The 21797-nt window shown below is 44.7% G+C and carries 20 protein-coding genes and 1 other annotated feature (1 of these 21 cut by a window edge); of the genes, 8 read left to right on the top strand and 12 right to left on the bottom strand.

The genetic code is table 11. From position 1 onward, the window contains the following. Nucleotides 1–60 (top strand) — a sequence feature (His leader region) (it extends 63 nt beyond the left edge of the window). 46 nt (nucleotides 61–106) lie between these two features. The 8 genes from hisG to hisIE all read left to right on the top strand — a co-directional run bounded on the left by hisG (nucleotide 107) and on the right by hisIE (nucleotide 7231). Then, complete coding sequence (hisG, locus tag QNN88_RS03000) at nucleotides 107–1006, top strand: ATP phosphoribosyltransferase (protein ID WP_414238899.1); 900 nt, start codon at nucleotides 107–109, stop codon at nucleotides 1004–1006. 90 nt (nucleotides 1007–1096) lie between these two features. Then, nucleotides 1097–2401, top strand: coding sequence for a histidinol dehydrogenase (gene hisD, locus QNN88_RS03005; protein WP_414238900.1), 1305 nt, complete (start codon nucleotides 1097–1099; stop codon nucleotides 2399–2401). Then, nucleotides 2398–3477, top strand: a complete 1080-nt coding sequence (hisC, locus tag QNN88_RS03010; RefSeq protein ID WP_414238901.1) for a histidinol-phosphate transaminase — start codon at nucleotides 2398–2400, stop codon at nucleotides 3475–3477. The genes hisD and hisC overlap by 4 nt, the downstream gene beginning before the upstream one ends. After that, complete coding sequence (gene hisB, locus QNN88_RS03015; RefSeq protein ID WP_196010314.1) at nucleotides 3474–4541, top strand: bifunctional histidinol-phosphatase/imidazoleglycerol-phosphate dehydratase HisB; 1068 nt, start codon at nucleotides 3474–3476, stop codon at nucleotides 4539–4541. The genes hisC and hisB overlap by 4 nt, the downstream gene beginning before the upstream one ends. Beyond that, entirely contained in the window at nucleotides 4541–5131 is a 591-nt protein-coding gene (gene hisH / locus QNN88_RS03020; RefSeq protein WP_414238902.1) for an imidazole glycerol phosphate synthase subunit HisH, read from the top strand. Before hisB ends, hisH begins: the two co-directional genes overlap by 1 nt. Continuing rightward, nucleotides 5131–5868, top strand: a complete 738-nt coding sequence (gene hisA, locus QNN88_RS03025; RefSeq protein WP_196010316.1) for a 1-(5-phosphoribosyl)-5-[(5-phosphoribosylamino)methylideneamino]imidazole-4-carboxamide isomerase — start codon at nucleotides 5131–5133, stop codon at nucleotides 5866–5868. The genes hisH and hisA overlap by 1 nt, the downstream gene beginning before the upstream one ends. Next, nucleotides 5850–6626: an imidazole glycerol phosphate synthase subunit HisF gene (hisF, locus tag QNN88_RS03030; protein ID WP_414238903.1), complete on the top strand. Its 777-nt coding sequence runs from the start codon at nucleotides 5850–5852 to the stop codon at nucleotides 6624–6626. The genes hisA and hisF overlap by 19 nt, the downstream gene beginning before the upstream one ends. Then, entirely contained in the window at nucleotides 6620–7231 is a 612-nt protein-coding gene (hisIE, locus tag QNN88_RS03035; RefSeq protein WP_196010318.1) for a bifunctional phosphoribosyl-AMP cyclohydrolase/phosphoribosyl-ATP diphosphatase HisIE, read from the top strand. The genes hisF and hisIE overlap by 7 nt, the downstream gene beginning before the upstream one ends. A 63-nt stretch (nucleotides 7232–7294) precedes the next feature. On the opposite strand, the gene wzzB is transcribed toward hisIE, so the two are convergent. From wzzB to QNN88_RS03095, 12 genes are all read right to left on the bottom strand, one after another. Continuing rightward, nucleotides 7295–8278, bottom strand: coding sequence for an LPS O-antigen chain length determinant protein WzzB (wzzB, locus tag QNN88_RS03040; RefSeq protein WP_414239345.1), 984 nt, complete (start codon nucleotides 8276–8278; stop codon nucleotides 7295–7297). A gap of 143 nt (nucleotides 8279–8421) precedes the next feature. Then, nucleotides 8422–9588 carry a UDP-glucose 6-dehydrogenase gene (gene ugd, locus QNN88_RS03045; RefSeq protein WP_414238904.1) on the bottom strand — a complete coding sequence of 389 codons (1167 nt, stop codon included), beginning with the start codon at nucleotides 9586–9588 and terminating at the stop codon, nucleotides 8422–8424. A gap of 236 nt (nucleotides 9589–9824) precedes the next feature. Continuing rightward, nucleotides 9825–11231 carry an NADP-dependent phosphogluconate dehydrogenase gene (gene gndA / locus QNN88_RS03050; RefSeq protein WP_044327333.1) on the bottom strand — a complete coding sequence of 469 codons (1407 nt, stop codon included), beginning with the start codon at nucleotides 11229–11231 and terminating at the stop codon, nucleotides 9825–9827. A gap of 116 nt (nucleotides 11232–11347) precedes the next feature. Continuing rightward, the gene (locus QNN88_RS03055; RefSeq protein WP_414238905.1) at nucleotides 11348–12409 is read right to left on the bottom strand and encodes a glycosyltransferase; all 1062 of its coding nucleotides are present in this window, start codon (nucleotides 12407–12409) and stop codon (nucleotides 11348–11350) included. 30 nt (nucleotides 12410–12439) lie between these two features. Then, complete coding sequence (galE, locus tag QNN88_RS03060) at nucleotides 12440–13456, bottom strand: UDP-glucose 4-epimerase GalE (protein WP_414238906.1); 1017 nt, start codon at nucleotides 13454–13456, stop codon at nucleotides 12440–12442. 43 nt (nucleotides 13457–13499) lie between these two features. Then, complete coding sequence (locus QNN88_RS03065; RefSeq protein ID WP_414238907.1) at nucleotides 13500–14438, bottom strand: glycosyltransferase family 2 protein; 939 nt, start codon at nucleotides 14436–14438, stop codon at nucleotides 13500–13502. 23 nt (nucleotides 14439–14461) lie between these two features. Then, a complete protein-coding gene (locus QNN88_RS03070) occupies nucleotides 14462–15646 on the bottom strand; it encodes an EpsG family protein (RefSeq protein WP_414238908.1) in 1185 nt (394 codons plus the stop codon). A gap of 33 nt (nucleotides 15647–15679) precedes the next feature. Then, nucleotides 15680–16777 (bottom strand): polysaccharide pyruvyl transferase family protein, encoded by a 1098-nt coding sequence (locus tag QNN88_RS03075; RefSeq protein WP_414238909.1) that lies wholly within the window; start codon nucleotides 16775–16777, stop codon nucleotides 15680–15682. Then, a complete protein-coding gene (locus QNN88_RS03080) occupies nucleotides 16774–18138 on the bottom strand; it encodes a Coenzyme F420 hydrogenase/dehydrogenase, beta subunit C-terminal domain (protein ID WP_414238910.1) in 1365 nt (454 codons plus the stop codon). Before QNN88_RS03080 ends, QNN88_RS03075 begins: the two co-directional genes overlap by 4 nt. Then, nucleotides 18135–19403 carry an oligosaccharide flippase family protein gene (locus QNN88_RS03085; protein ID WP_414238911.1) on the bottom strand — a complete coding sequence of 423 codons (1269 nt, stop codon included), beginning with the start codon at nucleotides 19401–19403 and terminating at the stop codon, nucleotides 18135–18137. Before QNN88_RS03085 ends, QNN88_RS03080 begins: the two co-directional genes overlap by 4 nt. 137 nt (nucleotides 19404–19540) lie before the next feature. Next, a complete protein-coding gene (galF, locus tag QNN88_RS03090) occupies nucleotides 19541–20434 on the bottom strand; it encodes a GalU regulator GalF (protein WP_414238912.1) in 894 nt (297 codons plus the stop codon). Between the two features lie 242 nt (nucleotides 20435–20676). Continuing rightward, complete coding sequence (locus QNN88_RS03095; RefSeq protein WP_414238913.1) at nucleotides 20677–21672, bottom strand: SDR family oxidoreductase; 996 nt, start codon at nucleotides 21670–21672, stop codon at nucleotides 20677–20679. Between the last annotated feature and the right edge of the window lie 125 nt (nucleotides 21673–21797).

Genomic DNA, 21797 nt, shown 5'->3' on the forward strand with positions numbered 1-21797 from the left:
CCAGTGGTGCATGAACGTATGAGAAAGCCCCCGGAAGATATCTTCCGGGGGCTTTTTTTTGGTGCGCAATTCAGACAGGTTCAGACAGGATAAAGAGGAAAAGAGAATGTTAGACAACAGCCGTTTACGCATAGCTATTCAGAAATCAGGTCGTTTGAGCGATGACTCACGCGAATTACTCGCCCGCTGCGGGATTAAAATTAACTTACACACCCAGCGCCTGATTGCGATGGCAGAGAATATGCCGATTGATATTCTGCGCGTGCGTGACGACGATATTCCCGGTCTGGTGATGGATGGGGTGGTTGACCTGGGTATCATTGGCGAGAACGTACTGGAAGAAGAATTGCTGAACCGCCGCGCCCAGGGTGAAGATCCGCGCTACTTTACCCTGCGTCGCCTCGATTTCGGTGGTTGCCGCCTTTCCCTGGCAACGCCGGTGGATGAAGTCTGGGATGGCCCCGCCGCGCTGGATGGTAAACGCATCGCCACCTCTTATCCGCACCTGCTCAAACGTTATCTCGACCAGAAAGGCGTCTCTTTTAAATCCTGCCTGCTGAATGGTTCTGTGGAAGTGGCCCCACGCGCGGGCCTGGCCGATGCCATCTGCGATCTGGTCTCGACCGGCGCGACGCTGGAAGCCAACGGCCTGCGTGAAGTGGAAGTGATTTACCGTTCTAAAGCCTGTCTGATTCAGCGCGACGGTGAGATGACTGACGCCAAGCAACAACTGGTCGATAAGCTACTGACCCGTATTCAGGGCGTTATCCAGGCTCGCGAATCAAAATACATCATGATGCACGCGCCAAGCGAGCGTCTGGAAGAGGTGATCGCGCTGCTGCCAGGCGCCGAACGCCCGACCATTCTACCGCTGGCCGGCGATCAGCAGCGCGTGGCAATGCACATGGTCAGCAGCGAAACCCTTTTCTGGGAAACCATGGAAAAACTGAAAGCGCTCGGCGCCAGCTCCATTCTGGTGCTGCCGATTGAGAAGATGATGGAATAATTGCACGCGACGGCGCCCGGTGGCGCATTCGCTTACTGGACCTGTAGGCCGGATAAGCAAAGCGTTATCCGGCATAATAAGGAAAGTGACATGAGCTTTAGCACAATCATTAACTGGAACTCCTGTTCCCCAGAGCAGCAGCGTGAATTACTGATGCGCCCGGCGATTTCCGCCTCTGACAGTATCACCCGTACCGTGAGTGAGATTCTGGAGAACGTCAAAGCGCGTGGGGATGACGCCCTGCGCGAGTACAGCGCGAAGTTTGATAAAACCGAGGTTGCGGCGCTGATGGTGACCGCAGAAGAGATTGCCGCCGCCAGCGAGCGACTGAGCGACGATCTCAAACAGGCGATGGCTGTCGCGGTGCAAAACATTGAAACCTTCCACAACGCGCAAAAATTACCGGCCGTTGATGTGGAAACCCAGCCAGGCGTCCGCTGCCAGCAGGTGACACGTCCGGTGGCGTCCGTAGGTCTTTACATTCCTGGCGGCTCCGCGCCCCTCTTTTCAACGGTCCTGATGCTTGCCACGCCAGCACGCATTGCGGGCTGTAAAAAGGTGGTGCTGTGTTCCCCGCCGCCGATTGCCGATGAAATTCTCTATGCCGCGCAACTGTGTGGCGTACAGGACGTCTTTAACATCGGCGGTGCGCAGGCTATCGCTGCGCTGGCATTTGGCAGTGAATCGATACCTAAGGTCGATAAAATCTTTGGCCCAGGCAATGCGTTTGTCACCGAAGCGAAACGTCAGGTGAGCCAGCGTCTCGACGGTGCGGCGATCGATATGCCTGCCGGTCCTTCCGAAGTGCTGGTGATTGCCGACAGCGGCGCCACGCCGGATTTCGTCGCCTCCGATCTGCTTTCGCAGGCAGAACACGGTCCGGATTCCCAGGTCATTCTGCTGACCCCGGATGCCGACATCGCCCGTCGCGTTGCCGAAGCCGTTGAACGTCAACTGGCTGAACTCCCGCGTGCGGAAACAGCGCGTCAGGCCCTCAGCGCCAGCCGCCTTATCGTCACACAAGATTTAGCCCAGTGTATTGCTATTTCTAATCAGTATGGCCCTGAGCACTTAATTATTCAGACACGTAATGCCCGCGAGCTGGTTGATAACATCACCAGCGCTGGTTCGGTGTTCCTCGGCGACTGGTCGCCGGAGTCGGCGGGGGATTACGCCTCCGGAACGAACCACGTCCTGCCGACCTACGGCTATACGTCTACCTGTTCCAGCCTCGGACTGGCGGATTTTCAGAAGCGCATGACGGTTCAGGAACTGTCGAAAGCGGGCTTCTCCGCGCTGGCTTCAACCATCGAGACACTGGCGGCGGCTGAACGCCTGACCGCTCACAAAAATGCCGTCACTCTGCGTGTTAACGCCCTGAAGGAGCAAGCATGAGCACTGAAAATACGATCAGCGTTACCGACTTAGCCCGTGAAAACGTCCGCAATCTGACGCCGTATCAATCCGCTCGCCGTCTGGGCGGCAACGGCGACGTCTGGCTCAATGCCAATGAGTTTCCGACGGCGGTCGAGTACCCGTTGACTCAGCAAACGCTGAACCGCTACCCGGAATGCCAGCCGAAGGCGGTCATCGAAAATTACGCGCAGTATGCCGGGGTTAAACCTGAGCAGGTGCTGGTCAGCCGCGGCGCAGATGAAGGCATTGAGTTACTTATCCGCGCCTTCTGCGAGCCGGGGAAAGACGCCATTCTCTACTGCCCGCCGACCTACGGCATGTACAGCGTCAGTGCCGAAACCATTGGCGTCGAATGCCGCACCGTTCCTGCGCTGGATGGGTGGCAACTGGATATGCAGGGCATCTCTGACCATCTCGAAGGCGTGAAGGTGGTCTATGTGTGCAGTCCCAATAACCCCACCGGACAGCTGATTAATCCGCAGGATTTGCGCACGCTGTTGGAACTGACACGTGGCAAAGCCATTGTCGTCGCCGACGAAGCTTATATCGAGTTTTGCCCGCAGGCGACGCTGGCGGGCTGGCTTTCTGAGTATCCAAATCTCGTCATTCTGCGAACGCTGTCCAAAGCGTTTGCTCTGGCTGGCCTGCGCTGCGGCTTTACGCTGGCGAATGAAGAGGTGATTAATCTGTTACTGAAGGTTATCGCCCCCTACCCGCTTTCTACGCCCGTTGCCGATATCGCCGCGCAGGCGCTCAGCCCACAAGGTATTACTGCGATGCGTGAACGTGTGGCGCAGATCCTGCTTGAGCGCCAGTACCTGGTGAAGGCGCTTAAAGAGATCGACTGTGTCGAAGAGGTTTTCGACTCCGAAACCAACTACATTCTGGCGCGCTTTACCGCCTCCAGTAGCGTATTTAAATCTTTGTGGGATCAGGGCATTATCTTACGAGACCAGAACAAGCAACCTTCTTTAAGCGGCTGTCTGCGTATTACTGTCGGTACCCGTGAAGAAAGCCAGCGCGTCATTGACGCTTTACGTGCGGAGCAAGTATGAGCCAGAAGTATCTCTTTATCGATCGTGATGGAACCCTGATTTCCGAACCGCCGAGCGATTTCCAGGTGGATCGCTTTGACAAACTCGCCTTCGAGCCAGACGTTGTGCCGGTGCTGCTGAAGCTGCAAAAAGCGGGCTTTAAGCTGGTGATGATCACCAATCAGGACGGTCTGGGAACGCAAAGCTTCCCGCAAGCCGATTTCGATGGCCCGCACAATCTGATGATGCAAATTCTGACCTCTCAGGGCGTGCAGTTTGATGACGTGCTGATCTGCCCGCACTTGCCTGCAGATGAGTGCGACTGCCGGAAGCCGAAAGTGAAGCTGGTCGAACGCTATCTTGCCGAACAGGCGATGGACAGCGCCAACAGCTACGTCATTGGCGATCGCGCCACGGATATCCAGTTGGCGGAAAATATGGGTATTCGCGGACTGCGTTACGACCGGGAAACGCTGAGCTGGGCGGCGATTGGCGAACAGCTGACCAAACGCGATCGCTACGCCCACGTTGAACGCGTCACCAAAGAGACGCAGATTGACGTCAAAGTATGGCTGGACCGCGAAGGCGGCAGCAAGATCAACACCGGCGTCGGTTTCTTCGACCATATGCTCGATCAAATTGCCACACACGGCGGGTTTCGCATGGAGATCACCGTCAAAGGCGATCTCTATATCGACGATCACCACACCGTGGAAGACACCGGTCTGGCGCTGGGCGAAGCATTAAAACTGGCGTTGGGTGATAAGCGCGGCATCAACCGTTTTGGCTTCGTGTTGCCAATGGACGAATGTCTGGCGCGCTGTGCGCTGGATATCTCCGGGCGTCCGCACCTCGAATACCGAGCAGAGTTTACCTATCAGCGCGTCGGCGATCTGAGTACGGAGATGATCGAACACTTCTTCCGTTCGCTTTCCTACACGATGGGCGTGACGCTGCATCTGAAAACCAAAGGCAAAAATGACCATCACCGCGTGGAGAGCCTGTTTAAAGCCTTTGGCCGTACCCTGCGCCAGGCCATTCGCGTTGAGGGTGATACCCTTCCCTCCTCCAAAGGAGTGCTGTGATGAACGTGGTGATCCTCGACACCGGCTGTGCCAACCTGAACTCGGTGAAATCCGCGGTGGCACGTCACGGCTATGATCCGGTGGTCAGCCGCGACCCGGACGTGGTGTTAATGGCCGATAAACTGTTTCTCCCCGGCGTCGGCACGGCGCAGGCGGCAATGGACCAGCTGCGCGAGCGTGAACTGATCGAGCTTATCAAAGCCTGCACGCAGCCGGTGTTGGGCATTTGCCTTGGAATGCAAATCCTGGGGCGGCGCAGCGAAGAGACGAACGGCGTCACTCTGCTGGGCATTATCGAACAGGATGTGCCGAAGATGACCGATTTCGGTTTACCGCTGCCGCATATGGGCTGGAACCGCGTCTACCCGCAGGCGGGAAACCGGTTATTCCAGGGCATTGAAGACGGGGCCTATTTCTATTTCGTGCACAGCTATGCGATGCCGGTCAATCCGTGGACCATCGCCCAGTGCCACTACGGCGAGCCGTTCACCGCCGCCGTGCAAAAAGATAACTTCTTCGGCGTGCAGTTTCACCCGGAGCGCTCGGGTGCCGCTGGTGCACAGTTGCTGAAAAACTTTCTGGAGATGTGATGATTATTCCGGCTTTAGATTTGATCGACGGCACCGTCGTGCGTCTCCATCAGGGCGATTATGCACAGCAGCGTGATTATGGCACCGACCCACTACCGCGTTTACAAGATTACGCTGCGCAGGGTGCCGAGGTGTTACACCTGGTTGACTTAACCGGCGCGAAGGATCCGGCGAAACGACAGATCCCGCTGATTAAAACGCTCGTGGCGGGTGTAAACGTGCCGGTGCAGGTTGGCGGCGGTGTACGTACCGAAGAGGATGTCGCGGCGCTGCTGGAAGCGGGAGTCGCTCGTGTGGTGGTTGGCTCTACGGCGGTAAAGTCGCCAGACATCGTGAAAGGCTGGTTCACGCGTTTTGGCGCCGACGCACTGGTCCTCGCGCTGGATGTGCGTATTGATGAGCAGGGAAATAAACAGGTGGCGGTGAGCGGCTGGCAGGAAAACTCCGGCGTTTCGCTCGAAGAACTGGTGGAAACCTATCTGCCAGTTGGCCTGAAACATGTGCTCTGTACGGATATTTCTCGCGACGGCACGCTGGCAGGATCTAACGTCTCATTGTATGAAGAAGTCTGCGCGAAATATCCGCAGATTGCCTTTCAGTCTTCTGGCGGCATTGGCGACATCAATGACGTTGCCGCCCTGCGCGGAACCGGCGTACGCGGCGTCATTGTCGGTCGTGCGCTGCTGGAAGGTAAATTTACCGTGAAGGAGGCTATCCAATGCTGGCAAAACGTATAATCCCTTGCCTCGACGTTCGCGATGGTCAGGTCGTGAAAGGCGTGCAGTTCCGTAATCACGAAATCATCGGCGACATCGTCCCGCTGGCGAAACGCTACGCCGATGAAGGTGCCGATGAACTGGTGTTCTACGATATCACCGCCTCCAGCGACGGACGCGTAGTGGATAAAAGCTGGGTTTCGCGTGTCGCAGAAGTGATCGACATTCCTTTTTGCGTCGCGGGCGGAATTAAGTCGGCAGACGATGCCGCGAAAATTCTCTCCTTCGGTGCCGACAAAATTTCCATTAACTCCCCGGCGCTGGCCGACCCGACACTGATTACCCGTCTGGCCGATCGCTTTGGCGTACAGTGTATTGTGGTGGGTATCGATACCTGGTATGACGCTCAAACCGGCAAGTACCATGTCAATCAGTATACCGGCGACGTAAGCCGCACCCGCGTCACCACCTGGGAAACCCTCGACTGGGTACAGGAAGTGCAAAAACGCGGCGCCGGAGAGATCGTCCTTAACATGATGAACCAGGACGGCGTGCGTAACGGTTACGACCTGGAACAGCTGAAAAAAGTACGTGACGTTTGCCGCGTACCGCTGATCGCGTCCGGCGGCGCGGGCACCATGGAACACTTTCTCGAGGCTTTCCGCGATGCCGATGTCGATGGCGCGCTTGCCGCCTCCGTCTTCCACAAACAGATAATCAATATTGGTGAATTAAAAGCGTACCTGGCAACCCAGGGCGTGGAGATCAGGATATGTTAACAGAGCAACAGCGCAGCCAACTGGACTGGGAAAAGACCGACGGACTGATGCCCGCCATCGTACAACACGCGGTATCAGGTGAAGTGTTGATGCTGGGATATATGAACCCGGACGCGCTGGATAAAACCCTCGAAACCGGCAAAGTCACCTTCTTCTCGCGAACCAAACAGCGACTGTGGACCAAAGGCGAGACGTCGGGCAACTTTCTGAACGTCGTCAGCATTGCGCCAGACTGCGATAACGATACTTTGCTGGTACTGGTGAATCCTGTCGGACCCACCTGTCACAAAGGCACCAGCAGTTGCTTTGGTGACACCAGCCACCAGTGGCTGTTCCTGTATCAACTTGAACAGCTACTCGCTGAACGCAAAACAGCCGACCCGGCAAGTTCCTATACCGCGAAACTGTATGCCAGCGGCACCAAGCGCATCGCTCAGAAAGTGGGTGAAGAAGGCGTCGAAACCGCGCTGGCAGCCACGGTACATGACAAATTCGAACTGACCAACGAAGCGTCGGATTTGATGTATCACCTGCTAGTTCTGTTGCAGGATCAGGACCTCGACCTGACGACGGTCATTGAGAACCTGCGCAAACGCCATCAGTGATCGTAAGGCGTAAAAAAGCCGGGTCAGTTCACAACTGGCCCGGCTTTTTATTGAAGGGTAATATTACTGCGCTTTTGGCTTGTAGTTACGCAGCGCGTTACGTCCCAGCACCACGCCGGCGCCAATCATTCCGCCAAGCAGTACCGCCAGTACCAGTGTGATCGATTTCTTCGGGCTATCGCGATAAACAGGTAATGTCGGCTTCATTACATAGCGGTAAGCATGAATGCTATCTGGATTAATCTTAAGCGAGTTGACCGCCAGCAGATTTTGTCGCGTCAGGTAGTAATCATCAGAAAATGTTAATGGGCGCGTTGCTTCATTATTGACCATGGAAGACAAGGCTTCACTTCCCAACATAAACATCGTGTCCTGGGAGACTTGATCGGCTTGCTGAACCTGCGGCAGCTTGATATTGGCCTGTTTAGCGACGGAAAGCGCCTGGTTAATCTGCGCAATGCGCAGTGCTTTTTGTTCCTGAGCCACTTTTTCCTGCGCCTCGAGCGAATGCTCTAAATCAGAAGCACGAGTTTTAATGCTCATCGCGAGGTCAGTATTAATTTCTTTGGAGACCGCTTCATCAACCTGCTGAATGTACCGCGCCAACGTTTTTTGCGCGGATTCAGCGGATGTTGACTGATAGGTGACTTTCAATGGCAATGGCTGACCTTTTACAGACGCGTTGATGGTCAATTTTTCTGGCTCTTCCTGATTATCGAGCGTTTCAGAAAGCGCGGAAAATGCCGAGTTAAAACGTCCAATCACACCCGACTGAACATCGTTTACTTTTGGCGCATCCTGACCGTAAAGGATACTCATGGCATTGGTATAGGTCGCCAACTGGCCAGCGTCAGGTTGAGTAATAATTGCCGTTGAGGTCCATTTCTCTTTCGCCACCGCCAGATAACCCACGGCCACAGCGATAGCCACAATAATGCAGATGATTATTGTCACTTTACCGCGCCAAATCTGAATCACTAAGTCAATCAAATCAATCTGTTCCGGTTCATTGCTGCGCCCGGATAGGTTGTTATTTTCCACTGTCATCATTGCCCTAAACAAGAAAGGTCTAAACTCGCCACAGTTTATCGGGAAACATAATTTATGCCATAGGAAATTTGGTGGGATTGCGAAAATTCTGGTAGGTTTTTAACTCATTATCAGGGATTCCCTTCCCTGCAGTTGATTAATCAATCACTGCCAAAAAGGTCACGGGTATAGACTTTTTCTGCGACATCTTTGAGTTCCTCAGCCATGCGGTTTGAGATAATGACATCAGCCAGTTGTTTAAACTGTGTCAAATCACGTTCGATTCGCGAGTGGAAAAACGTCTCGTCCTGCATCACAGGTTCATAAATCACCACTTCTACACCTTTGGCTTTAATGCGCTTCATGATCCCCTGAATGGAAGACGCACGGAAGTTATCTGAACCGCTTTTCATGATCAGACGATAGATTCCCACCACTTTGGGTTTTCTGGCGAGAATGGCATCAGCGATAAAGTCTTTACGGGTACGGTTGGCTTCAACGATTGCGGAAATAATATTATTCGGAACTGACTGATAATTAGCCAGAAGCTGTTTGGTGTCTTTTGGCAGACAATAACCACCGTAACCAAACGAGGGATTGTTATAGTGATTACCAATACGCGGATCCAGGCAAACCCCTTCGATGATCTGACGGGTGTTTAAACCTAAACTTTCAGCGTAACTATCGAGCTCATTAAAGTAAGCAACCCGCATTGCTAAGTAAGTATTAGCAAAAAGCTTGATCGCTTCTGCTTCGGTAGAATCCGTAAACAGCGTTGGGATATTTTGCTTCACCGCCCCTTCCTGAAGCAAAGCGGCAAACCGTTCTGCGCGTTCAGAGCGCTCGCCGATGACAATACGCGACGGATACAAGTTGTCATAGAGCGCTTTACCTTCACGCAAAAATTCAGGGGAAAAAATAATATTTTGCGTATTAAATTTCTTACCCATCGCTGCGGTAAAGCCAACCGGTACTGTTGACTTAATTATCATCACCGCATCTGGATTAATCGCTATCACATCCTGAATGACGGATTCTACACTTGAAGTGTTGAAATAATTTGTTTTTGGATCATAATCGGTTGGCGTCGCAATAATAACATAATCTGCGTTTCGATAAGCTTCATGCATATCCAGTGTGGCTTTGAAATTAATTTTCTCCGACGTCAGGAACTGCTGAATTTCTTTATCGACAATAGGAGATATCCGATCATTCAACATTTCAACACGAGAAGGGATAATGTCTAACGCCACAACCTCATGATGTTGTGCGATTAGTAGGCCGTTAGACAGGCCGACATACCCGGTACCGGAGATGGTGATTTTCATTACATGCTCTCAGAATTAACTTAAATAGACATCATGATGTATTCGCACCCTGACACGTTATTATTGTTTTAGCGCCTGAGCGAATAATGTGTCAACGAAGCCTAATACAATTAGGATTATCTTTATCATCCTAAAGGGACAATATTAAGTTAATATTAAGCAATGAAAATTATGCAATAAGAATCAGGATAAAAAAAAGCCCGATCATTAGACCGGGCTTCTGACATAGAATGTAATTAATCCATCCATTCGGTATGGAAAACGCCTTCTTTATCAGTACGCTTATAGGTATGCGCACCAAAGTAATCACGCTGTGCCTGGATCAGGTTAGCTGGCAGCACTTCAGCTCGATAGCTGTCGTAGTAGGCAACGGCTGCGGAGAAGGTCGGTACCGGGATGCCATTCTGAACAGCATAGGCAACTACATCACGCAGTGCCTGCTGATATTCATCAGCGATGTTCTTGAAGTACGGATCCAACAGCAGATTGGCAATGCCTGCATTCTTCGCATAGGCATCGGTGATCTTCTGCAGGAACTGCGCACGAATAATGCAGCCTGCACGGAAAATTTTCGCAATTTCACCGTAATTCAGATCCCAGTTATATTCGTCAGACGCTGCACGCAGCTGCGAGAACCCCTGCGCATAGGAAACGATTTTGCCGAGATACAGCGCACGACGAACTTTCTCAATAAACTCAACTTTATCAGCGGCAGGCTGCGCTTTCGGACCGGTCAGGACCTTAGAGGCAGCAACACGCTGGTCTTTCAGCGAGGAGATGTAACGAGCAAAAACGGATTCAGTGATCAAAGACAGCGGTTCGCCGAGATCCAGAGAACTCTGGCTTGTCCACTTACCGGTACCTTTGTTTGCCGCTTCGTCCAGAATGACATCAACGAGGTATTTACCCTCTTCATCTTTTTTAGTGAAGATGTCTTTAGTGATATCAATCAGGTAGCTGCTCAGTTCACCGTTGTTCCATTCCGTAAAGGTACTGGCCAGCTCTTCATTAGAAAGATTCAGGCCGCCTTTCAACAGGGAATAGGCTTCAGCGATGAGCTGCATATCGCCATATTCGATACCGTTGTGAACCATCTTCACGTAATGGCCTGCTCCATCAGCACCGATATAGGTCACGCAAGGCTCGCCATCTTCTGCGACTGCAGCGATCTTAGTCAGAATCGGTGCCACCAGTTCGTAGGCTTCTTTCTGCCCACCCGGCATGATAGACGGCCCTTTCAGCGCACCTTCCTCACCACCGGAAACACCGGTGCCGATGAAGTTGAAACCTTCAGCAGAAAGTTCACGGTTACGTCGAATGGTGTCCTGGAAGAAAGTATTACCACCATCAATGATGATGTCGCCTTTGTCCAGGTACGGTTTCAGAGAATCAATGGCAGCATCGGTACCCGCGCCTGCTTTCACCATTAACAGGATACGACGAGGCGTTTCGAGGGATTCAACAAACTCTTTCACCGTGTAGTAAGGCACCAGTTTCTTGCCAGGGTTCTCGGCAATCACTTCTTCGGTCTTTTCACGGGAGCGGTTGAACACGGAGACGGTATAACCACGGCTCTCGATGTTGAGCGCCAGGTTGCGCCCCATCACTGCCATGCCGACGACGCCGATCTGTTGCTTGGACATTACATACTCCTGTCAGGTGTGGTCACCGCGCGATGTATGCGCAGCTTGAATGTGGATAAATCTTACAGCAGAGGAAAAGTAATGACCAGACCTTGGTGCCAGAGTAGGCTAATTTACTATTGCGAACCTTTATATAAGTTAATGTATTCATCTTTTAGATTATTTAAATTAAAGTGATGAGCAACTTTATTTGCCACGAATCTATATTTGTTATAATGCGCTTGCATTTCATCAATAGCGGATGAAACTTCCTCAACAGTGTTCCCAAATAAAATTCCGTTTTTTTCACCATCAAATTCATAAATGAGTTCACTGCAACCACCAACATCACTTAATAGTAATGGAAGGCCAACGACCCCAGCCTCTATTGCAGACATTGGGAGCCCTTCACTATCTGAAGTCAAAATAAAGGCATCATAATCCCTGTAGTTGCAAAACCCTTTAACTTCACCAAGAAAATGAATATTATCTTGATTTCTATACTTCACCCTAAGCGCCTCAAGGTACTCACCACCGCCAATAAAAAACATATTGACATCTTCTTTATTATGCAATGCTTCAGCAAGCAATTCGGGTCTCTTTGGGTATGTCATCCGTCCAACAAAAACCAGTCTTAATGGCCCAGAATTATATTTAGCGGGGTCAACCATAGTTTCAGCAGGAAGAGTTGCATTATTTATAAGGGCCAGTTTACACTCTTTTATACCTATTACTTTAATAGCATTTTTCCTGTCATTATCTGAGACACATAAAATAGAATCAGAAAGATAAGACAGCAATTGTTCAATTAGGCAGTAAATTTTTTGTGCTCGACCACCATTATATATACAGGACCACCCATGTGAGACATAAATAGCACGGTGCTTCCAAATTAGTTTTGAAATGCGAGCATATAGACCAGCGTTTGCCGAATTACTAACAACGATATCAGCTTTAATATTTTTTAAAGCCTTAAAAACATGAAATATGTTTAGTATGTTTTTTACATTTATCAAACTTGGAATAATAAATGTCTTACTAACAGGAAATTGCTCTGTTAGCCATCCTTTATCTGAAGTAATAAGATATATATTGAAATAATTATCAAGAATTTTTTTTTGCTCGCTTACCCATTTTTGAGCACCGCCAACTTCTGACTTCGTAATCACAAAAACAAGATTTTTTTTAACGGAATTCATTCAGTTACCATATAATTATTTTAGTGGGAATTATTTTCCATATCCATTAGGGTTGTCAGACTGCCATTTCCAGGCGTCTCGAATCATTTCGATGATCCCCCTCTTGGCCTTCCATCCTAATTCGATATTTGCTTTTGAACTATCAGACCAACACTCTGCAATATCACCTTTTCTGCGAGGTACTAATTTATATGGGATTTTAATGCCAGTAACGCTTTCGAACGTATTAATTATCTCTAAAACCGAGTATCCCTTGCCAGTACCCAAATTATAGATTTGTAGACCATCTGAAGAAGAAATTTTAGACAATGCCTGTACATGAGCTTCAGCAAGATCCATTACATGAATATAATCCCGAACACCTGTACCATCGGGTGTAGGATAATCAAATCCATATACATTTAAATACGGCAAAGAGCCAATTGCGACCTGTGTTAAATAGGGCATTAGGTTATTTGGTATTCCATTAGGCTGCTCGCCAATATTTCCGGATTCATGTGCGCCAATAGGGTTAAAGTATCGTAATATTGTGATTTTCAGTTGTTCATGAGCTTGTGATATATCATTGAGCATTAACTCCATGAATAATTTTGAGCTTCCATATGGGTTTGTAGTTCCACCTATAGATGTTGATTCGCTTATTGGATAACTAGTTGTTTTGCCATAGACAGTTGCCGAAGAACTAAAAATAAAATTATTGACGTTATTTTTTATCATACATTTCAATAATGTCAGTGTACCTGAAACATTATTTACATAATATTCAACAGGTTTTTTAATAGACTCACCTATTGACTTTAACCCTGCAAAATGAATCACCGCAGTAACATTATTTTTACTGAAGATATTCTCCAGTGTTTTCTCACAACAAGAATCGCCTTCATAGAAAGTAATATTCTGACCAGTCATAGATTCAACTCTACGCAAAGGCTCAATAGTTGAATTTGAAAAATTATCCAGTACTATAACCGAATGTCCTTGGGAAACCAAAGAATACACGGTATGGATGCCGATATACCCACAACCACCTGTAACTAATATAGACATAACTTTACCCGTTCGATAATTACATGCTCAAAGAAAGATCCCATTATGAACTCTGTATTCTATTTCTTAATTTTCTAAGTATTCTTAGCAACTTTGGATTAAGTATTTTGCCTAATACACTAAGATATATATAGTATGATAAACTAATCGATTTTAAGGCAATCAAATACTTATCGAACGTACCCTTATCCTTTATAGATAAAGAGTAAAGTGCATTAATAAATATATTTTTTTTAAGAAAAATATTTAATGATTTAATCCTTTTGCAAGATAGCGTATTTTTTTCATCTGGATGCTCATGGAAATACTTAATATGGTATAGAATATCATTGTTCACTCTGGTTGATGTTCTATTTTCAGCATTCCTCCGAATTACTACTTGGGGATCCCCAGAATATGCTACCTCCCCAAGCATAGACATTTTTAACCACACATAGATGTCCTCTCCGAGTTTAATATTGCGTGGAAACCCTCCCATTTTTTGAAATAGAAATTTATTCAAACACACAGAAGAAGAGTTAATAAGACCTCTGGAATGAGAATAATCCTGAAAGAAATCTTCTAACATCCCCATATAATCTCTCGAGTATTTGTTCTTTGGTATGAACGTAGTTCCATCTTCTAATATTTCATAGTAACAAGAGGAATACAGTGCGCATTGTGGGTACAAAGCAATTAGATTGGCTATTTTTAGCAAATGAGCGGACTTCCAATAATCATCAGCATCTAATAAACAAACGTATTCTGATTTAGCCGCTTCTATACCAGTATTTCGAGCTACTGATACTCCTGAGTTTTTAATGTTAATGAGTCTGATGCGCTTGTCGTCAAATTCTCTGACTATATGCTCACTTCCATCAGTTGAACCATCATTCACAATAATTAATTCAAATCCTGCGTAGTCTTGATTTAATACTGAGGTAATCGTTGATCGGATCGATTCTCTTTTATTAAAAAGAGGGATTACAACTGACAGTAACATTACAGTCTCCAGCAGATTATGAATTAGTAGAGATAATAAAATGGTTCAAATGAAAAGGAAGGATATCTGGACCAAAAAGGATCTATAGAATTTCCGAACATATTCATTTTTTCCATAACAAACAATAAAATATAAATCAATATAAAATAATTCGTCAGAGATGGAAGCATCTTGTAAAGATACATATATACAAAATAGCCATAAATATATAACAATATGAAATTGATTCTCTCGGGTCCCAATGGAACTCCTAAAAAGCCAATGTATGACAGACAACTAAATATCGCGATAGTTTTCCAGTAGCTATTGCTTATTTTATTCCAGGATAACAGAATTATAATCGTTAAGGGGAAAATTAATATTGCAAATCTTTTAGATGTAAAACTGAATTCAGTGGCTGTCATCAAATAAAAGTTTAATTTATTTACACCAGGTAATCCTGCACCAACTTCAGATAAAAAGTTGAGAATAAAATACAAATTTAATTTTATCACTATCAGAAAAATAAAAATTATACTTATATGGCGCAAACTTATTTTACTATAGTATTTCTTCAAGAACAAATAAAACAAACCTATAGGAAGTGAAGTTAAATGGAATAACGTAGCTATGGTTAAATAAAAGAAACTTTTTTTACCTGACGTCGATATCGCAAAGAGTAATATTACTGTCGATATAGCTTGTCTTTGTAAATATCCATATGTTTGAATTGATGCAAACAGAATAATTAACGCAGCGATTACTCCTATCTGACTATGTAACTCATTTTTGAAAGCATATTTAAGCATCCATACGTACAGGAGAATGAGACATATAGAAGTATTAATTACTGCAAGACCCACTGGTGATATATTTACCGTGCATTTCGATATAAATAAATATATCAATGGCCACCCAACTTCGATGCCACCTGAAAATCCAAAAATTTCACTGTAATATCCAGAGGAAAGTGCTTTATACACCATGAAATAATGACTTAAATCATGATCAAGTTCATCAGTGTAATTTCTGGACGCGATAATTATTAAAAGCGAAATGAATGCCAGCAATATTAAACATTGACGAAAATAGCCAATAAGATGTTTTGACATTGTAAGTAGAGTTAAAATTGAAATGGCAAAACTGGCAATTGGTGAAAAAGGGATGGATAATAAACTTACACCGCCTAATAAAAGGATTAACTTATATGAAAGTGGGGCTGTATGCATTTAAATATATTATCTCTAAATGGTTTCTTTTAATTATCTAAGACTATCTGCCAAATAATTTAATGATTTCTTTCGCCAGGCTTCAACAATTTCATTGACTCTCAAATAATCAATATCATTTGACAAAATATTAGTTAAGTCAGTACCACTATTAATATCCTCTGGATAAACGAGTCTTTCTTTAAGCCCCAACAGTGTTAAGAGAGATATAAAGCGGCTTAGCCCTCTGGATTTATTCCCTATTGCTATGAAATTCTTATTAAAGATGATTGAAAATACCATGCCATGGAAAGAATCTGTCACTACATATTCTGCATTCTTAAATCTCTGCACCCATTCAGCAAGGGTATAATATTTATTGTCATCATGTATGTCTTTTTCTGACTTTATCTCTCGTTTATCTTTAATTATGCTTGAGAAAACACTCGCTGTTTCTTTTTCATCTAGAATGTACTTAAGTAAATAACCTGTATCCTGATTTGGTGAATGCTCTGAAAGAAGATCATCATAGAAGGATAAATCAAGCATAGTTGGATCAAGAACATGTACTACAGACTCTATAGAAAACTCATTTCGGCAAATATCAACGCCTGTATCTTCACGTACTGAAATCGCATCGAACTGTTTAAGTAATGACTTGGTTAATTGTCTTTTGTCTTCATGCTTCCAGACATCAACTCCAAATGAAGCTGCATATGATATTTTTTTACATTTTTCGCCTTCATAAAAATCTAAGAAATAGGCGGAATACATGTCATTATTGATGTAATCATAGCGCCAGACTTGATCACTACCTACGATCATAGCATCCAGAACCAATGTTTTGCTTTCATTTTTTAATTGATTTAAATTTTCAATTTTCTTTGTATGTTTATTTATGTACTTCTTAATGGTTTTTTTATTTTGCTTTTCTTTAATAAATCTCTCACGAATGCCACGAATATTCTGAAATGGAAATCGTGCTAATATATATAACAAAAAACGCCTTGTTGGATTTAACGCAGGTCTTATATCAATTAGCGTTACATCATGCCCCATTTTTTTCAGAACAAAAGTTAGCGACAGGCATTGTAGAATGCCACCATAATTAGAAATCAATGGTAACGTGAGCAACCCTATCTTTTTACTCATTTGACACCTTTTCTCTTCAAATAATTAGCAATAAAATATATATGCTTAATGCTATTTTTAATTAATGATTTAGTTAGAATTCGATACTTAACTTCATGGAATGCCATTTTATAAAAGAAAAACATCAAATTATTCTTCTTTTTGGCTTCGAAGAATATTGTATGTGATTTACTTGATATAATTTTCCTTATGCGATAGATTTCCTTGCGATTTTCATCAACTTCTGTAGGTAGTAAAAAATTTCTTTTCTGAGGATGCCATTTTTTTTCAAGATCTGCATCCTTAATTCTTATTAAAAGTCCTTCCTGTCGATGTCTATAATTACCTGCCTGAGCGTGTATGACATCATCAACGTCAATATGCTCTAAAAATAGTCGCTCTGCGCCAGCCGCCTCTTTTAAAAGAGTCGATATTTCAAGGTTTCTCGATAATACTATATTGGTCCCCTTTGGATCTGAGACATATTTTGGAAGCCATGCATCCCCAAAGACAACATCGGCAACTTCAGCTGCTATATCATCACACCACTCACATGCTTCAGGTTTGAATAATCCTAATCCCCAATCTGTTCCATATAGATGTCCTGTCTGAGCCATCCTTTCAACACCACTTGATGATGTGACTTTTATGCTATAACGGCTAGCTGTCCCAAATGAATTTTTGACTCGAAAATTTATGTGCTTAAGATTTGAAGGTAAGATACCTTGCTGCCAAGAGAGAAGTTCTGAGAATGCTTTTGTCTTGAGATGCCCACAAAATATGCCGATAAAATATTTCAAAGAGATATTGAGTTCATCATTTTTCTTGCACAACAGGCGGATCGCTTTGATATAGCAAGGAATCCCGACTACAGCATATTTTTTCCCTAAAACAATATTTTCCAGCGCATTATCAAATTTTGTTGGATAATATTGAGACCGTGTTTTTAATTTTATATCTTCAATAGATTCTGATATTGAATAAGAGTATAACTGCTCATTGGTTTTTGATGCCCCAACATGAATTACACCATCGATTAATTTTTTTGACATCAATTCGACAAGCAACCATGTCGTGAGTCCTCCAGAACTTGCATTTTCCCTATAATTTCCCTCACTAGCATATCCAGCGAAAATCTCATGATGATAGCCGACTTTTTGATGAAAACTTAAACCATCTACTTCACTATACAATGAATCTGCTATACTAGTTTCATTATGGTGAGATGCGAATGGACATATTTCATCATCAAGTTCATCAATATTACCATGCGGTTTAAGTATTCCATATTCATCCCATTCAAGTGTTATCTTATCATTTTTATAAGAACATGCTCCGCATCCTATGCAGTAGTTATTCTTTATTACCTTCTGAATACTCATTCACTCTCCCTAAAAAAAAGAATGCTTTTATAATTATATGCCAGGCATATGAATAAATTACTTAAAATTGTTGCAAGGACTCCGGCATAAACGCCGATATGTTTGTAGAACAAAAAAAAGCTAATCAGACTTATAGCACTCGCGATACACATTATTTTCACTTTGGATCGCATATTATCTTTAGTAACAAGTATTGCACCTGAATTACTTGCTAAATAAATGATTGGAATACTGAGCGCCATTAACTGAATTAATTCTATTGCGTCGTTATACTTCCATCCAAATAAGAGTGGAATAATATATGGAGATAAAAAATATATGACACTTGTTACGATAACTCCAAATATAAACATTAATATATTGCCATATTTATATACTGATTTTAGTTTTGAGATATCCTGATAAGCCCATCGATGTAGTTTTGGAAGAAGATATTTTTGATATATCACTGTAGGGAACAGTATAGCTGCAGAAATGAATAAAAACGCGACACTATAATAACCAGCATCCTCTGTGGAAATAAAATATTTAACAAGGACAATATTAACTTGATAATAAACCATATAGAAAACACCAGAAACCCCAAAAATTGCAGACTCTTTAATCATCTCAAGCTTATTAACATTTTGGAGTTTAATGAATTTTCTTTCAGTATGGCCTTTTAAATAAACATCCTTCTTAATTAGCCTTTCAATAACTCTATAAGTTGAAATTACCATCAAAAAGGATATCATTGCGTACCCAACAGAAATACTACTTATGGAAACTTCATTAAAAACCAGGTAAATAATAATTAATACACTGAAACGCAGAATATATACTGATGTTTGCACTACAGAAACAGCTATATAGTTTTCTTCTAATTGATAAAGCGCACCTAGCAACTCTATTATTACTTGGGACACAACGATAAATGACAATAAAAATAATAATTTTTGATGATAATATTCCGTGTATAGAAACCAACCTGAGAGCGTAACAATTATGATTGACGTCGTGAATAATGTAAATGTTAAACCAGGAATAATAAATCTAACACCTCCCCACCCCTCACTTCCAAACGCTTTCAACCAAAATTGTGGTATTCCGAAACCACATAATGGAGCAACAGTCATTGTTAAATAAAAAGCAGATGAAAAAATCCCGAAATCGCTTGGTGACATATGTTTTGCAAGCATGAATTGCGTAGCAAAATTTAACAATGCCGTTAATAGGGTACCAACGGCTAATATAATCATATGACCAGCAGCCTTGTTTTTACGCATTCAAAATCCCACGCTACCGCCCCTGGCTTAACAGTTACCAGTGCACTATTTTGCAAAAAGAAAAGCAGTAACTAATTATTAGATCTTATAAGACTACTGCTTTGATATCAGTTTATTAGTTAATTAATTGCCACAGATTAATTGCTTATCATTTTAACAATACTATCCCTAAACTTCGCCCCTTCTTTCAGATTGCGCAGCCCATACTTCACAAACGCCTGCATGTAGCCCAATTTCTTGCCGCAGTCGTAGCTGTCACCCGTCATCAACATGGCGTCAACAGACTGTTTTTTCGCAAGTTCTGCAATTGCATCAGTCAACTGAATACGGCCCCATGCGCCTGGTTCGGTTCTTTCCAGTTCTGCCCAGATATCAGCTGAGAGCACATAACGCCCTACCGCCATGAGATCAGAATCCAGCGTCTGCGGCTGATCTGGTTTCTCGATAAATTCGACAATGCGACTGACCTTGCCTTCATTATCCAGCGGATCTTTCGTCTGGATGACGGAGTACTCAGACAGGTCACCCGGCATACGTTTCGCCAGTACCTGGCTACGCCCTGTTTCCTCAAAGCGCGCAACCATTGCAGCCAGATTATAACGCAGCGGATCCGCACTGGCGGTATCGATGATGATATCTGGCAAAACCACCACAAAAGGGTTATCGCCAATTGCCGGACGTGCGCAAAGAATGGAATGGCCCAGACCCAGCGGCTGCGCCTGGCGCACGTTCATAATGGTCACGCCCGGAGGACAAATGGACTGCACTTCCGCCAGCAACTGGCGCTTAACGCGTTGCTCAAGAAGTGACTCAAGTTCATAGGAAGTGTCAAAATGGTTCTCAACGGCGTTTTTAGACGCGTGAGTGACCAGGAGGATTTCTTTGATCCCTGCAGCCACAATTTCGTCGACGATATACTGAATCATTGGCTTGTCAACGATCGGCAGCATCTCTTTGGGAATTGCCTTGGTGGCAGGCAACATGTGCATGCCGAGTCCTGCTACCGGGATAACTGCTTTTAAATTCGTCATTATCTATCCTACCTTTGAATGGCTGATGAAGTCTGGGTCTTTGCCATGAGCTAGACAGTTCCAGGCTTCCTTCTCGCTTGGTTTGATCGAAATCTCACCATTGAGACAAAATGTCTTCTCACACTACACTTCATCAACGTGAGGTTTAACTCAGATAACTCGGAAAACCTTCTCTGCTTACAATAGCTTAGTCGCTTTCCGAATTATCGTAGGTAGCAGTGTTATCACTCAAACGTCATGTATTACTCGGAAACAAACGTAATGTCGTCTTTCTTATCATGGACAAATTCGAACTTTAACGTTCTGTCCAGCCCCTGAGAAAGGGTGTAAGGCGCAACAAATCCTGAAGAGTGAACCTTAGTCGCGTCGAACTGCGTGGTAGCGCAGAATTTTTTGACCCGAACAGAACTTACCGCAAATTTCTTCCCGGTAAGTTTACTAAGAACATCAAAACAGTACCCCCCAAGCATGCCTAATGGATACGGTAGGTGCACCGAAGGGATCTTTTTACTAAGACTCTGTTCAACTTCCGTAACAAGCTGGTTCATGTTCAGATCAGGCTTATCGACATAATTGTAGACTTCATATCCTGGCTGTACATTCTTAAGTTTATATTTAATGAATTCAACAATGTTACCAACATAGGCCATAGACTTATAGTTAGTACCAGACCCAACCATCATGAATTTCCCGCCCGCAATCTGCTTGAGCAGATTATAAACATTGCCGCGGTTACGTTCACCGAATATCACCGTTGGTCGAATAATAGTCAATGAACGCTCATCAGGGGCTTTTGCATGCCATTCGCGAAGCACTTCTTCGGCTTGCCACTTACTTTTACCATAGTGGTTGAACGGGTCGTGTGGATGTGTTTCATCAGGGTTATTTTTGTTCAGACCATATACAGCAACAGAACTCGTAAAAATGATGTTTTTGACACCATTTTTTTCCATGGCAGCAAGAACATTGCGGGTACCCTGGACATTGACATCATAGTAAAGAGAAGTTGGGCTCACATCATCGCGATGCTCGGCCGCCAGCAGGACTACGGTATCAAACCCCGAAAGCGCCTGATCCAGTGCTTGTTGATCGCGCACATCGCCAATTTGCGTGATTTGCGGATAGAAATGGCTTTGCTGTTTATCCAGATTTTTAATGTTAAAGTCAGCAACAGCAGTTTCAAGGAGGCGCGTTCCAACAAACCCGGAGGCTCCAATGAGCAAAACGTTATCGTTCATAAATCACTTAGTCTGGTTATAAGATAAAAACACAAGATAAAGGTGAGAATCTTCCCTGAGTAGTCAGCGCTGCCCAGCCCCAGCTTTAACGGTAATTTCGCAATTATAATCTTTTAACACATGAT

It is taken from the genome of Citrobacter sp. ANG330 (genome assembly GCF_047467925.1).
GTDB lineage: Bacteria > Pseudomonadota > Gammaproteobacteria > Enterobacterales > Enterobacteriaceae > Citrobacter_A > Citrobacter_A amalonaticus_G.

Excerpts from the sequence above, each read along its gene's own strand:
- hisH (WP_414238902.1), top strand. The coding sequence starts at position 4,541 with ATGAACGTGGTGATCCTCGACACCGGCTGTGCCAACCTGAACTCGGTG.
- hisF (WP_414238903.1), top strand. The coding sequence starts at position 5,850 with ATGCTGGCAAAACGTATAATCCCTTGCCTCGACGTTCGCGATGGTCAG.
- QNN88_RS03095 (WP_414238913.1), bottom strand. The coding sequence starts at position 21,672 with ATGAACGATAACGTTTTGCTCATTGGAGCCTCCGGGTTTGTTGGAACG.
- QNN88_RS03085 (WP_414238911.1), bottom strand. The coding sequence starts at position 19,403 with ATGCGTAAAAACAAGGCTGCTGGTCATATGATTATATTAGCCGTTGGT.
- ugd (WP_414238904.1), bottom strand. The coding sequence starts at position 9,588 with ATGAAAATCACCATCTCCGGTACCGGGTATGTCGGCCTGTCTAACGGC.
- hisA (WP_196010316.1), top strand. The coding sequence starts at position 5,131 with ATGATTATTCCGGCTTTAGATTTGATCGACGGCACCGTCGTGCGTCTC.
- QNN88_RS03075 (WP_414238909.1), bottom strand. The coding sequence starts at position 16,777 with ATGAGTAAAAAGATAGGGTTGCTCACGTTACCATTGATTTCTAATTAT.
- hisB (WP_196010314.1), top strand. The coding sequence starts at position 3,474 with ATGAGCCAGAAGTATCTCTTTATCGATCGTGATGGAACCCTGATTTCC.
- galF (WP_414238912.1), bottom strand. The coding sequence starts at position 20,434 with ATGACGAATTTAAAAGCAGTTATCCCGGTAGCAGGACTCGGCATGCAC.
- hisG (WP_414238899.1), top strand. The coding sequence starts at position 107 with ATGTTAGACAACAGCCGTTTACGCATAGCTATTCAGAAATCAGGTCGT.
- QNN88_RS03070 (WP_414238908.1), bottom strand. The coding sequence starts at position 15,646 with ATGCATACAGCCCCACTTTCATATAAGTTAATCCTTTTATTAGGCGGT.
- wzzB (WP_414239345.1), bottom strand. The coding sequence starts at position 8,278 with ATGACAGTGGAAAATAACAACCTATCCGGGCGCAGCAATGAACCGGAA.
- hisD (WP_414238900.1), top strand. The coding sequence starts at position 1,097 with ATGAGCTTTAGCACAATCATTAACTGGAACTCCTGTTCCCCAGAGCAG.
- QNN88_RS03080 (WP_414238910.1), bottom strand. The coding sequence starts at position 18,138 with ATGAGTATTCAGAAGGTAATAAAGAATAACTACTGCATAGGATGCGGA.
- gndA (WP_044327333.1), bottom strand. The coding sequence starts at position 11,231 with ATGTCCAAGCAACAGATCGGCGTCGTCGGCATGGCAGTGATGGGGCGC.
- QNN88_RS03055 (WP_414238905.1), bottom strand. The coding sequence starts at position 12,409 with ATGAATTCCGTTAAAAAAAATCTTGTTTTTGTGATTACGAAGTCAGAA.
- hisIE (WP_196010318.1), top strand. The coding sequence starts at position 6,620 with ATGTTAACAGAGCAACAGCGCAGCCAACTGGACTGGGAAAAGACCGAC.
- galE (WP_414238906.1), bottom strand. The coding sequence starts at position 13,456 with ATGTCTATATTAGTTACAGGTGGTTGTGGGTATATCGGCATCCATACC.
- QNN88_RS03065 (WP_414238907.1), bottom strand. The coding sequence starts at position 14,438 with ATGTTACTGTCAGTTGTAATCCCTCTTTTTAATAAAAGAGAATCGATC.
- hisC (WP_414238901.1), top strand. The coding sequence starts at position 2,398 with ATGAGCACTGAAAATACGATCAGCGTTACCGACTTAGCCCGTGAAAAC.